Annotated in this window: 12 protein-coding genes and 1 pseudogene; 8 read left to right on the top strand and 5 right to left on the bottom strand. The window is 68.4% G+C overall.

Going from position 1 to position 14,295, the window contains the following annotated elements:
- Window positions 1-2 precede the first annotated feature (2 nt).
- The 5 genes from AC5JCN_RS02215 to AC5JCN_RS02235 all read right to left on the bottom strand — a co-directional run bounded on the left by AC5JCN_RS02215 (window position 3) and on the right by AC5JCN_RS02235 (window position 5,773).
- Window positions 3-2,117 (bottom strand): acetate--CoA ligase family protein, encoded by a 2,115-nt coding sequence (locus AC5JCN_RS02215; RefSeq protein ID WP_495753367.1) that lies wholly within the window; start codon window positions 2,115-2,117, stop codon window positions 3-5.
- Between the two features lie 79 nt (window positions 2,118-2,196).
- Window positions 2,197-3,153, bottom strand: a complete 957-nt coding sequence (locus AC5JCN_RS02220) for a homocysteine S-methyltransferase family protein (RefSeq protein WP_495753368.1) — start codon at window positions 3,151-3,153, stop codon at window positions 2,197-2,199.
- Window positions 3,154-3,158: 5 nt separating this feature from the next.
- Complete coding sequence (locus tag AC5JCN_RS02225) at window positions 3,159-4,319, bottom strand: acyl-CoA dehydrogenase family protein (protein ID WP_495753369.1); 1,161 nt, start codon at window positions 4,317-4,319, stop codon at window positions 3,159-3,161.
- Complete coding sequence (locus tag AC5JCN_RS02230; protein ID WP_495753370.1) at window positions 4,316-4,879, bottom strand: thioesterase family protein; 564 nt, start codon at window positions 4,877-4,879, stop codon at window positions 4,316-4,318. The genes AC5JCN_RS02225 and AC5JCN_RS02230 overlap by 4 nt, the downstream gene beginning before the upstream one ends.
- A 12-nt stretch (window positions 4,880-4,891) precedes the next feature.
- On the bottom strand, window positions 4,892-5,773 hold the full coding sequence (locus tag AC5JCN_RS02235; RefSeq protein WP_495753371.1) for a beta-keto acid cleavage family enzyme: 882 nt from the start codon (window positions 5,771-5,773) through the stop codon (window positions 4,892-4,894).
- A 497-nt stretch (window positions 5,774-6,270) separates the two neighbouring features.
- Here AC5JCN_RS02235 and ccoN point away from each other — a divergent pair, with 497 nt between their 5' ends.
- The 8 genes and pseudogenes from ccoN (at window position 6,271) to ccoS (ending at window position 14,279) form a co-directional block, all read left to right on the top strand.
- Window positions 6,271-7,929 carry a cytochrome-c oxidase, cbb3-type subunit I gene (gene ccoN / locus AC5JCN_RS02240; RefSeq protein WP_495753372.1) on the top strand — a complete coding sequence of 553 codons (1,659 nt, stop codon included), beginning with the start codon at window positions 6,271-6,273 and terminating at the stop codon, window positions 7,927-7,929.
- Between the two features lie 10 nt (window positions 7,930-7,939).
- Window positions 7,940-8,674, top strand: a complete 735-nt coding sequence (gene ccoO / locus AC5JCN_RS02245; protein WP_495753373.1) for a cytochrome-c oxidase, cbb3-type subunit II — start codon at window positions 7,940-7,942, stop codon at window positions 8,672-8,674.
- A 10-nt stretch (window positions 8,675-8,684) separates the two neighbouring features.
- Window positions 8,685-8,834, top strand: a complete 150-nt coding sequence (locus tag AC5JCN_RS02250; protein ID WP_495753374.1) for a cbb3-type cytochrome c oxidase subunit 3 — start codon at window positions 8,685-8,687, stop codon at window positions 8,832-8,834.
- Between the two features lie 3 nt (window positions 8,835-8,837).
- Complete coding sequence (gene ccoP, locus AC5JCN_RS02255) at window positions 8,838-9,713, top strand: cytochrome-c oxidase, cbb3-type subunit III (RefSeq protein WP_495753375.1); 876 nt, start codon at window positions 8,838-8,840, stop codon at window positions 9,711-9,713.
- Window positions 9,714-9,793: 80 nt separating this feature from the next.
- Window positions 9,794-11,316: pseudogene (ccoG, locus tag AC5JCN_RS02260) on the top strand (cytochrome c oxidase accessory protein CcoG).
- The gene (locus AC5JCN_RS02265) at window positions 11,313-11,855 is read left to right on the top strand and encodes a FixH family protein (protein WP_495753376.1); all 543 of its coding nucleotides are present in this window, start codon (window positions 11,313-11,315) and stop codon (window positions 11,853-11,855) included. Before ccoG ends, AC5JCN_RS02265 begins: the two are co-directional and overlap by 4 nt.
- Window positions 11,856-11,871: 16 nt before the next feature.
- Entirely contained in the window at window positions 11,872-14,130 is a 2,259-nt protein-coding gene (locus tag AC5JCN_RS02270) for a heavy metal translocating P-type ATPase (protein ID WP_495753377.1), read from the top strand.
- Entirely contained in the window at window positions 14,127-14,279 is a 153-nt protein-coding gene (ccoS, locus tag AC5JCN_RS02275; protein WP_495753378.1) for a cbb3-type cytochrome oxidase assembly protein CcoS, read from the top strand. Before AC5JCN_RS02270 ends, ccoS begins: the two co-directional genes overlap by 4 nt.
- Window positions 14,280-14,295: the final 16 nt, after the last annotated feature.

Raw genomic sequence — 14,295 nt, forward strand, 5'->3', positions numbered from 1 at the left:
CGTCAGGCGTCGCCGGCCAGCCGCACCAGCGCGTCGGCCGCGACCGCGCCCTGCCCCAGAGGCAGCACCATCAGCGGGTTCACGTCGAGCTCCAGCAGCCGGTCGGCATGAGCTTGCGCGAACCGCGCCACCGCCAGAATCGCTTCCACAGCCGCGGGGATATCGCCGGGCGGCCGCCCGCGGAAGCCCCGCATCAGAATGGCAGACCTCAGCCCGTCCAGCTTGCGCGCCACCTCGCCGGCGGTGGTGGGCAGCAGCACCGTTGCGGTGTCCGACAGCAGCTCGACGAGGATACCTCCGGCGCCGAAGGTCAGCGTGGGGCCGAATTGCGGGTCGCGGGTGACGCCGACGATGAGCTCGGCGACCGCACCATGCTGCATCTTTTCCACCAGCACGCGGTCCGACAGCGTTGCCATGTGAGCTGCCGCGGCCTCGACCTCCTGCGGGGTCCGCAGGTTGAGCCGCACCGCGCCGGCCTCGGTCTTGTGGGCGATGTCTTCCGACACGGCCTTGACCACGACGGGATAGCCGACGCGCTGCGCGGCGGCGGCCGCTTCGTCCGGCGCGACCACCTCTCCCGCCGGAATGCGCAGCCCGTGCGGGGCGACCAGGGCCTTGCTGGCGGCCTCGTCGAGCACTCTGGCTGCTCCGTCCCGGAGCGGGACGATGCGGGCGAGGGGAGGCGCGGCCGGGCGAGCCTTGGCGTCGCCGATGCCGGCGGCCAGCGCGATCGCCTGCATGCAGGTTCCGAGGTCCTGCATCGGCGCGATGCCGGTCAGCATGAGGCGCTCGCCGACGGCTTCCGGCAGGGTCTCGGGCAGGGAGGACACGACGACCCCGCGTGCGCCAGTCTCCCGCACGGCGGCCTCGAACGCCTCCAGCGTCACGTCCCACGAGGATGCGTCGCACCGGTCGGCGCGCGGTAGGTCGAGGACGAGGAGGTTGACCGTATAGGCCCGCCCCTCGTCGGCGGGGGTGCACGCCGGGGAAGAGGGCGGGGTTTCCGTACGGGCCGACAGCATCGCCGTGAACGTCGCGGTCGTCGCGGCGAGGTCGCCCCAGATGTAGGTGTGGTAGTCAAGCGGGTTGGCGAGCGGCACCTTGGGACCGAGCGCCTGCGCGAGCGCCTTCTCGGTCGCAGCGGGCAAGGGAGGCGTGGCAAGACCGGCCGCCTCTGCCAGGTCGGCCACGAGAGAGGCCTCGCCGCCCGAACAGCTCATCGAGGACAACGTGCGGCCGGGCAGCGGGCCGTGGACGTGCAGCAGCTTGAGGGTTTCCAGCAGCACCGAGAGATCCGGCGCCCGCGCCACCCCGCAGCGCTCGAAGAGAGCGTCCGCGAGGACGTCCGATCCGGCCAGCGAGGAGGTGTGCGACATGGTGAGCGCCGCACCGGCTTCCGATCGCCCGGTCTTCACCGCGACGACGGGCACCCCCTGCGCCAGCGCACGCTGCGCGGCGGCGGCGAAGGCGGCGACATCGGCGATGCCCTCGACGTGCAGGCCGATGACGGAGACGCGGGGGTCGTCGAGAAAGGCCTCGACGATCTCGTGCAGGTCGCCCTTCGCCTTGTTGCCGACCGTGGCGAGGTAGGCGACGGGCAGGCTGCGCGCCTGCATGGTGAGGTTGAGCCCGATATTGCCGGACTGGGTGAGAATGGCCACGCCGCGCTCGCGCGCCACGCCGCCATGCTGGTCCGGCCAGAGCGCCGCGCCGTCGAGGTAGTTGATCAGCCCGTAGCAGTTGGGTCCGAGCAGGGCCATCTCGCCGGATGCCCTGACGAGCTGCCGCTGCAGTTCGGCGCCGTCCTTGCCCACTTCTGCGAAACCCGATGCGTAGCATACAGCTCCGCCCGTGCCCCGCTCCGCGAGCGCGGCGACAGCCTGCACCGTCGCCTCGCGCGGCACCGCGATGAACGCCGCGTCGGGTGCCTCGGGCAGCGCCTCGACGGATGGGAAGGCCTGCCGGCCGGCGATCTCGGGCCGGCGCGGGTTCACCGGCCAGATCGGTCCCTTGAAGCCGATGCGCTCGCACTGGCGGATCACCTCCGCCGCCTCGCGGCCTCCTATGACGGCGATGGAGCGCGGCGACAGGAGCCGTGCGAGGGGTGCGCGGGTCATGCGGACCGCGCGTCTTCAGACGCGCTGTGTGTTGCTGTTGATGAAGAGCGGGTCTGAAGACCCGCGGTCCGGTGGGTGTTCATGGCCGCCGCTCCGCGCGGACCGCGTCCCGCGCCCTTGCCGCGGCCTCGATGTGCGGCACGCCCAGGCCGCAGCAGCCCCCGATGATCTGGACACCCTCGCGCAGCCAGCGGCGGAAATAGCCTTCGAGCCGCTCGGCAGGGATGACGTCGACGAACTTCCAGTCGGGCATCTCGAAATAGCCGGAATCCGGGTAGGCGGCGATGGGCCCGCCCCAGCCCTTGCGGATCTCCGCGACGGCGTCCGACACCAGTTCTGAGCCCGTGTGCATGATGCCCACCGTGTCGACGCCGGCCGGGGGAACCAGGGACGTTATTGCCGACAGGGGCAGATCGTCTGCGTGATGGAACGCGAGCACCTCGCCGGCGGGGCCCCGGCGGGCGCTCATGCCGTACCAAACCGGCAGTCCCGTCGACAGTGCTGCCTCCACTGCCAGCCGCGCGCGACCCGGATGGTACATCATCTCGAGCAGGATTAGTTCGCAGCCGGCGGACCTCAGCGCCGTCGCGAGGGCGTGAAATGCTTCCGACACCTCGGAGTCGGACGGCACGGACGAGAGGTCCACCGTGTCGGTCCCGCTTGAAACCGGCACCATGTGGGAGAGCGAGCCGGCCACCACGACACCGGCACCGCCCCCGGTCGCCTGGCGCGCCTTCAGCGCGGCGTCCACGGCGCGCGCGACGATCTCGTCGGACCGGTCGGCGAGCCCCGCGCCCTTCAGCATGATGCGCGAGGCGGCGAAGGTGTTGGCGGTGACGATCTCGGCGCCGGCCCGGATGTAGTCGGCATGGATGGCGGTCAGCAGCGCGTCGTTGCCGAGCGTCGCGGGGCCGCACCAGGCAGACGGGTCCATCGGTGCGCCGCGGCGCTGCAGCTCGGTGCCCGTCGCGCCGTCGAGGATCACGGCATCGCCGGCGTCCAGCCGGGCCTTCAGGGACGCGTAGGGCGTGCTCATCCCCGTCAGGCCCCGAGCGGGCGCAGCATGGCGCGCGAGATGATGTGGCGCTGGATCTCGCTGGTGCCGTCCCAGATGCGCTCGACGCGCGCGTCGCGCCACCAGCGCTCGATGGGCAGCGAGGACATCAGCCCCATGCCGCCATAGATCTGGATGGCCCTGTCGGTGACGCGCGCCAGCGTCTCGGAGGCGAAGAGCTTGGCCATGGCGTAGTCCATGTCGGTCACGGTGCCCTGGTCCAGCTTCCATGCGGCCGCCAGGGTAAGGAGGTCGGAGGCCTCGATCTCCGTGCGGCTGTCGGCGAGCTGGAAGCTGACGCCCTGAAACTTGCCGATCACCTCGCCGAACTGCTTGCGCTGCGAGGCCCAGTCCAGCGTCGCCTCCAGCACGCGCTGGGCGCGGCCGACGCTGGTCGCGGCGACGGTGAGGCGGGTGGCGCCCAGCCAGTCGTTCATCAGGTCGAAGCCCTTGCCTTCCTCGCCGAGGAGCTGGGCGCCGGAGACGACGCAGTCGTCGAAGAAGAGCTCACACTGGTGGTAGCCACGGTGCGACACGCAGGCGGGTCCACGCCGCATGGTGAAGCCGGGCGTGCCCATGTCGACGAGGAAGGCGGAGATCTTCGCCTTGCGACCCTTCGGCGTGTCCTCGTGGGCGGTGGCGGCGAAGAGGATGACGAAGTCGGCCTTGTCGGCGTGGCTGATGAAGTGCTTCGCGCCGTTGATGACCCAGTCGCCGCCGCGCTTCTCCGCGCGCGTTTTCATGGAGCGTACGTCGGAGCCTGCTCCGGGCTCGGTCATGGCGAGGCAGTCGTGCCGCTCGCCCTTGATGGTGGGCACGAGGTAGCGCCCGATCTGGTCGCCGGTGCAGCCCTGCAGGATGTTGGAGGGGCGGGCCACGGCCATCTGCAGCCCGTAGGACGCCCTCCCGAGCTCGCGCTCCAGCAGCGTCACGCCGACCGCGTCGAGGCCGCCGCCGCCGTGCTCGGCCGGCATGTTGGCGGCGTAAAGACCGAGTTCGATCGCCTTGCGCTGGATCTCCTGCGCCAGTTCGTCCGGCACGTCGTCGGTGCGCTCGACCAGATCCTCGTGCGGGTAGAGCTCCTTCTCGACGAAGGCGCGCACCATGTCGACGATCATCAGGTGCTCGTCGCTGAGGGGGAAGCTCACGATGCCTGGTCCTTTTTCCTGACGATGCCGATGGCGGTGCCAACCGTAGAGGGGACGGGCAGGGAGGCGTGAGCCTTCCGGATGGCTTCCAGGCGCTGGTGGAGCTCCGGCGGCAGAGGGCTCGACCGACCGGCGTTCATGTCGACGTGCACGAGAAGCTGCTCGCCGGTCGCGAGCAACGCGCCGCTGCCGGCATCCAGCATTTCGTGGAAAATGTGCAGCCGCTTCTCGTCGAGGTCCAGCACCCGCAGCGTGAAACGCAGCCGGTCACCTTCCGAGCACTCCTTCAGGTAGCGGATCCGCGTGTCGACCGTGTAGAGCGAGCGGCCGGTCGCCCGGTAGGCCTCGTCGATGCCGAAAAACCGGAAGAACGCGTCCGAATGGTCGCCCATCACGAGCAGGTAGATGCTCTCGCTCATGTGGCCGTTGTAGTCGGTCCACTCCGGCTTCACCGTGCAGGCATGCAGCGAGAGTGGCGCCGGGATCGGGGCAGCCGGGTCCCATCCCTTGAAGGGGATCCCCTCATAGGGCGCGGTGACGCGCCGGACCTCGCCGCTCATGTCCAGCTCCGCTCAGCGCTGCTTGCGCAGCCCCAGCTTGCGGCGCGCCTCTTCCGGTCCGAGGACGCGTGCGCCCATGCGCTCGACGATCTCCCTGGCGCGCGAAACCAGCGAGCCGTTGGTGGCGGGCACGCCGCGGTCAAGCCAAATGTTGTCCTCGAGGCCGACGCGCACATTGCCGCCCAGCAGCACGGCCTGCGCCACGAAGGGCATCTGGTTGCGGCCGATCGCAAATCCCGCCCAGTTGCATCCCTGGGGAAGGTGGCTGCGCATGGCCAGCATGGCTTCCGTGGTCGCCTCGGCGCCCCACGGGATGCCCAGGCAGAGCTGGAAGAGCGGCGGCTCGTCGACCAGCCCTTCCTTGATCAGCTGCTTGGCGAGCCAGATATGGCCAAGTTCGAACGCCTCGATCTCCGGCTTGACGCCGGCGGCCTGGATGCGCTGCGCCATCTCCCGCAACACTTCGGCCGTCGCGATGTAGGCGCCATTGCCGAAGTTCAGCGAGCCGCAGTCCAGCGTGCAGATTTCCGGCCGAAGCTCCTCGACATGCGCCACGCGCTCCGCGGCATCGGCCATGTCGGTTCCAGTGCCGCCGCTGGCGGGGTTGGCGGGATCGAAGAAGAAGTCGCCGCCCATGCCTGCGGTCAGGTTGAGCACGACGTCCACGCCTGAGTCCCGGATGATGTCGACCGTCTCGCGATACAGTGCGAGGTCGCGTCCGGCCTTTCCCGTGGCGGGGTCGCGGACGTGAATGTGAGCAATGGCCGCGCCGGCCCGTGCCGCCTCCAAGGCCGATTCGGCGATCTGCCGAGGCGTGACGGGGATCGCGGGATGCTTGCCCACGGTGTCGCCCGCGCCCGTGATGGCGCAGGAGATGATCACGTCCTGGTTCATGCGTGTGGCTCCCCCCTCGCGTGTGGTTCGTTCCACATCTTCACTATGGCAATCTTACGGGCGCAGTCGTGCGCCGATTGGCCGGGGGCGACATCAGCGCGACATCAGGCGACGGAGGAAGCCCCGATCAGGCGGCAAGACGCTCGGTCAATGCGACGGGTGAGGCGGCGCCGGCCTGCACGACACCAGCATCCGCATGGGCTCAGAATCGCGTCCTCCGGCCGGCGGTTCCCGGTTGGGCACGACCGGGAGGTCGCGCCGGCATCGACTTTCGTCTGAGCCGATGCTCAATTTTTGAGCCAGATTGTGCGTGCGGCGCGCTGTCCTATCAGGACTACCCCTGACTTTGCGCCGAATCCGAGCCGCTTTGATCCTGATCAACGCCCTGTGCTGCGCGTGAGCGCTTTGTTCGACCCGTTGAACCGACCGCCGTGCCGGACTTGCCGGCCGTGCGTGCGGGACCATTCGGACCGACCACGGGTCCCAAGGGGGAAGTCATGGCGCAACCAGCGGCCATCCGTAAGATGATGACGATCGGGGAGGGCGGGACGATCCTAGCCCTCGTCGGGCTCGCCATTCTGAGCATCGTCGTCGCGGCAAAGGCCTACACGCCGGAATACGCTTTCCACGCCTACCTCTTCGCGGCGGCGAGCGTGGCCAGTGTTTTCGTGATCTTCAATCGCTATTTCGAGCGGCCGGCGGAACCCGATCCGCAGGAGATCGACGGCAAACCCAACTACAATTACGGCCCGATCAAGTTCGGGACGATCGCCGCCATGGTGTGGGGGATCGCGGGCTTCACGGTCGGGCTCATCATCGCCCTGCAGCTCGCCTATCCGCTGCTCAACTTCGACCTTCCCTGGACGAACTTCGGACGGCTTCGCCCCCTGCACACGTCGGCGGTGATCTTTGCCTTCGGCGGCAACGTGCTTCTCGCGAGTTCCTTCTACGTCGTGCAGCGCACCTGCCACGCGCGGCTGGCTGGAACCCTCGCACCGTGGTTCGTCATCCTCGGCTACAACTTCTTCATCGTCATCGCCGGCACGGGCTACCTGCTCGGCATCACGGACGGGAAGGAATACGCCGAGCCGGAGTGGTACTCCGACCTGTTCCTCACCGTGGTGTGGGTGGTCTACCTCCTCGTCTTCCTGGTCACGCTGTGGAAGCGCAAGGAACCCCACATCTACGTGGCCAACTGGTTCTACCTCGCCTTTATCGTGACGATCGCGATGCTGCACCTCGGCAACAATGCCGCGATCCCGGTGTCGCTGTTCTCGTCCAAGTCCTACATCGTCTGGTCCGGCGTGCAGGACGCGATGGTGCAGTGGTGGTACGGCCACAACGCGGTCGGGTTCTTCCTGACGGCCGGCTTCCTGGCCATCATGTACTACTTCGTGCCCAAGCAGGCGAACCGCCCGGTCTACTCTTACCGGCTGTCGATCGTGCACTTCTGGGCGCTGATCTTCACCTACATCTGGGCCGGCCCGCATCACCTTCACTACACGGCGCTGCCCGACTGGGCGCAGACGCTCGGCATGGTGTTCTCGGTGATCCTGTGGATGCCGTCCTGGGGCGGCATGATCAACGGCCTCATGACCCTGCAGGGTGCCTGGGACAAGCTCCGGACCGACCCCGTGCTGCGCATGATGGTCGTGTCGATCGCCTTCTACGGAATGTCGACCTTCGAAGGTCCGCTGATGTCCGTGAAGTCAGTGAACTCGCTGTCGCACTACACTGACTGGACCATCGGCCACGTCCACTCCGGCGCACTCGGCTGGGTCGGCTACATCTCCTTCGGCGCGATCTACTGCCTCGTCCCGTGGGTGTTCAACCGCAGCCGCCTGTACTCGCTGAAGCTCGTCAACTGGCACTTCTGGGTCTCGACGCTCGGCATCGTCCTGTACGTCTCGGCGATGTGGGTGTCCGGAATCCTGCAGGGCCTCATGTGGCGCGCCTACACCTCGCTCGGCTTCCTCGAATACTCGTTCATCGAGACGAGCGAGGCCATGCATCCGTTCTACGTGATCCGTGCCATCGGCGGAGGACTGTTCCTCCTGGGCGCGCTGATCATGGCCTTCAACGTGTGGATGACGATCCGCTCACCGGAGACCGCTCCGGAGACAGCAGGCCGTCCCCAACTCGTTCCGGCCGAGTAAGGGGGCTTCCATGTCCGTCTGGGTCAAGCACCAGGTCTTCGAGAAGAACTCGATCATCCTGCTCCTCGGCATCCTCGTGGTCGTCGCCATCGGCGGCCTCGTGGAGATTGCCCCGCTCTTCTATCTCAAGAGCACCATCGAGACGGTGGAGGGGGTTCGTCCCTACTCGCCGCTCGAACTGGCGGGGCGCAACATCTTCGTCCGCGAAGGCTGCTACAATTGCCATTCGCAGATGATCCGCCCGCTGCGTGACGAGGTGGAGCGCTACGGCCACTACTCGCTGGCGGCCGAGAGCATGTACGACCACCCCTTCCAGTGGGGCTCCAAGCGCACCGGTCCCGACCTGGCGCGCGTCGGAGGCAAGTACTCCAACGAGTGGCAGCGCGCGCACCTGACGAACCCGCGCTCGGTCGTGCCGGCCTCGATCATGCCGGGCTACCCCTTCCTGGCGCAGACACCCGTGAAGACGGCGCACATCGCCGAGGACATGGCGGTTCTGCGCGTGCTGGGGACGCCCTACACGGACGAGGACATTGCCAACGCCCAGGCCGACGCCGCCGCGCAGGGCACGCAGGACAGCCCGAACGCCGCCGCGGTCGCCAAGCGCTACCCCAAGGCGAACATGGGCGATTTCGACGGCAACCCTGCCGAGGTCACGGAGATGGACGCGCTGATCGCCTACCTGCAGGTGCTCGGCACGCTCGTCGACTTCAAGACCTACGACAGCAAAGCCAACGTCCGCTGAGGAGCCGGTCATGACCTACGAGACAATGGCAAGCTTCGCACAGACCTGGGGGATGATCGGCTTCGTCGTCCTGTTCGGCCTGGTGCTCGTCTACGCACTCAACCCGAGGAACCGCAAGGACTTCGACGAAGCCTCGCGGATGCCTCTCGAGAAGGACTGATCGATGTCCGCCCAAGACAATGCCAAGGACCCCGTCAGCGGGTACTCCACCACGGGCCATGAATGGGACGGCATCCGTGAACTCAACGCGCCGCTGCCACGCTGGTGGTTGTGGCTCTTCTACGCCACCATCGTCTGGGGCGTGGTCTACTGGATCGCCTATCCGTCCTGGCCGCTGGTCAGCTCCTACACGCGTGGCGTGCTCGGCTGGCAGTCTCGCGACGCGATCGAGACCGACATGAAGGCGCTGCAGGACATGCGCGGCGCCAACATCGCCAAGCTCGCCAGCGCCACCCCTGCCGAGATCATCGCCGATCCGAAGCTGCTGCAGACCGCGCAGGCGGCGGGCAAGGCGGCCTTCGGCACCAACTGCGCGCCGTGCCACGGCTCCGGCGGCGCCGGCGCCAAGGGCTTCCCGAACCTCGTCGACGACCAGTGGATGTGGGGCGGCAAGCCGGACCAGATCCACCAGACGATTCAGTACGGCATCCGCAACACCAACGAGCAGTCCCGCCAGGGCAACATGCCGGCCTTCGGCAAGGACGGCATCATCCCCAAGGAGGACATCCCGTCGGTAGCCGCCTATGTGATGACCCTCACGGGCCACAAGGCCGAGGGCAAGGTGGACCTGGAGAAGGGCGCCAAGCTCTTCGCCGAGAACTGTGCTGCCTGCCACGGCGAGCAGGGCAAGGGCAATGCCGAGGTCGGCGCGCCCAACCTGACCTCCAACATCTGGCTCTATGGCGGTGACCAGAAGACGATCGAGGAGACCATCACGAACGGCCGGGGCGGCGTGATGCCGGCCTGGGGAGAGCGCCTCGATCCCGCCACCGTCAACGCACTGGCCGTCTACGTCCACACCCTCGGCGGCGGCCAGTAGGCCTTCGCCTGCGATCCGGCCCGGGCGTCCGGAGGGACGCCCGGCAGCCGTCCCCCAAATTCCTCCGAAGGCGTCAAGCCATGACCAGCCTGGACCACGCGGGTCCCGCAGACAGGGTCGAACCGGCAGCCGTGCCCGCAGGGGCGCCCGCTCCCGTGTCCGTCGTCGCTGACGATGACGACTTTCCGCTTTACGAAGCGCGGAAGAAGATCTTCCAGCAGGCCGTGAAGGGCCGCTTCAGGACGATCAAGTGGATCATCCTCGTCGTGGCGCTCGGCATCTACTACTTCCTGCCGTTCCTGCGCTGGGACCGTGGGCCGAACGCGCCCGACCAGGCGGTGCTGCTCGACCTCCCCAACAGGCGGTTCTACTTCTTCTTCATCGAGATCTGGCCGCAGGAGCTCTACTACGTCACCGGGCTGCTTGTCCTCGCCGCGCTCGTGCTGTTCCTCAGCAATGCCGTGGCGGGACGGATGTGGTGCGGCTATTTCTGCCCGCAGACCGTCTGGACCGACCTGTTCTATGCCGTCGAGCGCCTGATTGAGGGCAACAGCCGCGAGCAGGCCATCAAGGACCGCGGGCCGTGGGACCTCGAGCGGATCTCGGAGAAGGTCCTCAAGCACTCGATCTGGCTGATGATCGCGTGGTGGACGGGTGGCGCCTGGGTGCTCTACTTCGCCGACGCCCCCACGCTGGTGCGCGAACTCGTGACCTTCCAGGCCCCGGCACTCGCCTATGTCTGGATCGCCATCCTCACCCTGACGACCTACGCGCTCGCCGGTTTCATGCGCGAGCAGGTCTGCCTCTACATGTGCCCGTGGCCGCGCATCCAGGCGGCGCTGACGGACGAGTACGCGCTCAACGTCACCTATCGCTACGACCGCGGCGAGCCGCGCATGTCGGCCAAGAAGGCCGAAGTCGCGCGCAAGGCGCACGGGCCCGCGGGTGACTGCGTCGACTGCCGGCAGTGCATCGCCGTCTGCCCGACCGGCGTCGACATTCGCGACGTCTCCAGCTCGGCTGCATCCAGTGCGGTCTGTGCATCGACGCCTGCGACAACGTGATGTCCAGGATTGGCCGGCCGACCGGCCTGATCGGCTACGACACCGAGATGAACCTGCAGCGGCGGATCGCGCACGAGGAGCCGATCACGCGCATCGTGCGGCCGAGGACGATCCTCTACACGGCGCTGATCGTGCTCGTGGCCGCGCTGATGACGTGGACCTTCGCGGCCCGCAAGACGCTGGGCCTCAGCGTCCTGCACGACCGCAATCCGCTTTATGTCCGCCTTGCCGATGGGGCGGTGCGCAACGGCTTCACCGTCCGCCTCAGCAACAAGGCGCTGGAGGAGCGGCCGTTCCGGATCGAGCTGATCGGACTGCCCGACGCGCAAATGGAGGTGGTGGGCACGCCGCGCACGGCCGAGCAGTCGGCTCTGCTGTCGGTCGAGCCGGACCAGACGCGCGAGCTCAGGGTGCTGGTCACGCTTCCCAAGGGTGAGGACCTCTCCACCAGAGGCATCCGCTTCCGCCTCACCGATGTGGCCACCGGCGCCACGTCGATCGTCGACGACACCTTCCAGGGACCGAGGAGCGCGCCATGAGGAGCGATGTCATGCGTGGGACCGCGCAGAGTGGCCCGGACTCGGGCGGCGGGACCGCGGGTGGGTTCCGCCTTACCGGCTGGCATGTGTTGGCCATGGTGCTCGCCTTCTTCGGCGTGATCTTCACCGCCAATTTTTTCCTGGTGCGCGCCGCGCTGAGCACCTTCAGCGGCACCGAGACCGACACCGCCTACAAGGACGGGCTCGCCTACAACACGGAGCTGCAGGCCTCGCGCCGGCAGGACGCGCTGGGCTGGACGGTCGACGCGCATGTCGAGCGCAGCGCCGAAGGGCACGCCCGGATCGACGTGCACGGTGCCGCAAAGGGCCAGCCTCTCGGCGGGCTGGAGGGGGCGGCGAAGCTGGAGTTCCCCGCGGACAAAAAGTTCGACCGCGCCGGAGACCTCGTCGCCACGGGATCGGGCAGCTGGCGGGCCGAGATCGAGAATGTCCCGCCGGGCCAGTGGGACCTCGTGGTGACTCTCACGAAGGGCGGCGAGCGCATGTTCATGTCCCGCAACAGGGTCACGCTGCGCTGAGCGCGAGGCAGGTCCGATGTCCCCCGCGACCGACTATTCCGCTCTCGTCGAGACAACTCCGGATGGCGAGCATCGGCTGGAACTCGCCATCGAGGGCATCACCTGCGCCGCCTGCATCGGCGACATCGAGCGCGGTCTTGCGGGAACGCCGGGCCTCGCGCGCGCGCGGCTGAACTACACGCACCGCCGGCTGGCGACGGCGTGGACGGATCCGGAGTTCGATCCCGCGGCCATCGTCGGCCGCCTGGCGGAACTGGGCTACAAGGCGCATCCGTTCGAGCCCTCGACGCAGGAGACACTGGAAAAGGCGCAGATGCGCTTCCTCCTGCGCTGCCTCGCCGTGGCGGGCTTCGCCGCGATGAACATCATGCTGCTCTCGATCTCCGTGTGGTCGGGCAACGCCACCGACATTACCGACGAGACGCGCGACCTCTTCCACTGGCTTTCGGCGCTGATCGCCATGCCCGCCGCAGCCTATGCCGGGCAGCCTTTCTTCCGCGGTGCGATCAGGGCCATCCGTGCCCGCTCCATGACCATGGACGTGCCGATCTCGCTCGGCGTGGTGCTCGCGCTCTCGATGTCCCTCTACGAAACATTCCACCACGCCCACCACGCCTATTTCGACAGCGCGGTGATGCTGCTGTTCTTCCTGCTGCTCGGACGCGTGCTCGACCAGGTGATGCGCAGCAAGACGCGGGCGGTGGCCGGCAACCTTCTCGCGCTGCGCGGGGAGACGGCGGCGCGCATCGGGACGGACGGCGAATTGCAGGAAGTCCTGCTCAAGGCGGTCCGCCCCGGCGACATGGTGCTCGTGCGTCCGGGCGAACGGGTCAGCGTCGACGGCATCGTGCGGGAGGGCGCTTCTTCCGTCGACGCGGGCCTGGTCACCGGCGAGACCGCGCATGTGCGCGTCGGCCCGGGGGCACAGGTCTATGCCGGCACGATGAACCTCGACGGGACGCTGACCGTCGACGTCAACGCCGCAGCCGAGGCGACGCTCATCGCCGAGGTGAACCGCCTTGTCGAGACGGCTTCCGACGCCCGCTCGCGCTATTTGCGCCTCGCCGACAGGGCGGCCCGCGTCTACTCGCCGGTCGTCCACGTCACGGCGCTGCTGACCTGCATCGGCTGGCTCCTTGCCGGCGCGGGCCTGCACGACGCACTGATCACGGCCATCGCCGTGCTGATCATCACCTGCCCCTGCGCGCTCGCGCTCGCCGTGCCGGCGACGCAGGTTGTCGCCTCCGGGGCGCTGTTCCGCGAAGGCGTGCTGCTGCAGACGCCCGATGCCATCGAGCGGATCGCAGCGTGCGACACGATCGCCTTCGACAAGACCGGCACCCTGACCACCCCGGAGCCCCGGATCGTCAATGCCGGCGAGATCGAGCCGGACCTGCTGGCGCTGGCGTGCAGGCTGGCGCTCTCCAGCCGTCACCCGCTTGCCGCGGCGCTGGCGTCCGGCGCAGCCGACCGGACGCCCCTTCAAGGCGCGTCCGAGGAAAGCGGCCGCGGCGTGCGCGCCATCGTGGACGGCATGGAGGCCAGGCTGGGCAGCGCTGACTTCTGTGGTGCGGAAGCCGAGGCAGAGGCCGCGCTGTCCCGCAACAGGGACGCGACGCTCGTCGCGATTTCGTGGGGTGGGCGCAGGGCCGTCGCGATGCTTCGCCAGGTGCTGCGGCCGGATGCGGTCGCGGTGATGGAGCGGCTGCGAAAGGCGGGCTACCGCCTCGCCGTGCTGTCCGGCGACCGGGACGAGCCTGTCGCCTCGGTGGCACGGGCGCTCGGCATCACCGAGGTCCACGCGGCCCTCAAGCCCGGCGACAAGATTGCCGTCCTGGAGGCTCTGGCCGCCGGCGGCCGCAAGGTGCTGATGATCGGCGACGGTCTCAACGACGCCCCCGCGCTTGCCGCGGCGCATGCCTCGATGTCGCCCGTGACGGCGGCCCATATCGCCCAGGCCTCGGCCGACGCGTTGTTCCTGGGTGAGGGGCTCTCCTCCGTTGCCGAGGCGGCGGCCATCTCGCGGCGGGCTGTTTCCGTGATGCGGCAAAATCTCGCCATCGCGGTGATCTACAACGTCGTGGCCGTGCCGCTCGCCATCGCCGGGTTCGTGACTCCCCTCATCGCCGCCGCGGCGATGTCGGGTTCGTCCGTCCTGGTCACTCTGAACGCGTTGCGGGCGCGTGGCATGGCAAGCCGGCCGGCAGCTACCGGGCGCGAGGCGAGGGGCCGCGCGCGGGGGTTGCCTGCGCGACCGGCGGAGGCAGCGCGATGAATGTGCTTGTGTACCTGCTTCCCATCGCGCTGGGGCTGGGTCTTATGGGGCTCGGCGCCTTCCTGTGGGCGCTGAAGAGCGGCCAATACGACGACCTCGACGGGGCCGCGGCGCGGATCCTCGACGACGACGACATCCGCAACCCCTGACGAATGCCGTGGACAG

This window comes from Alsobacter sp. (assembly GCF_059501845.1).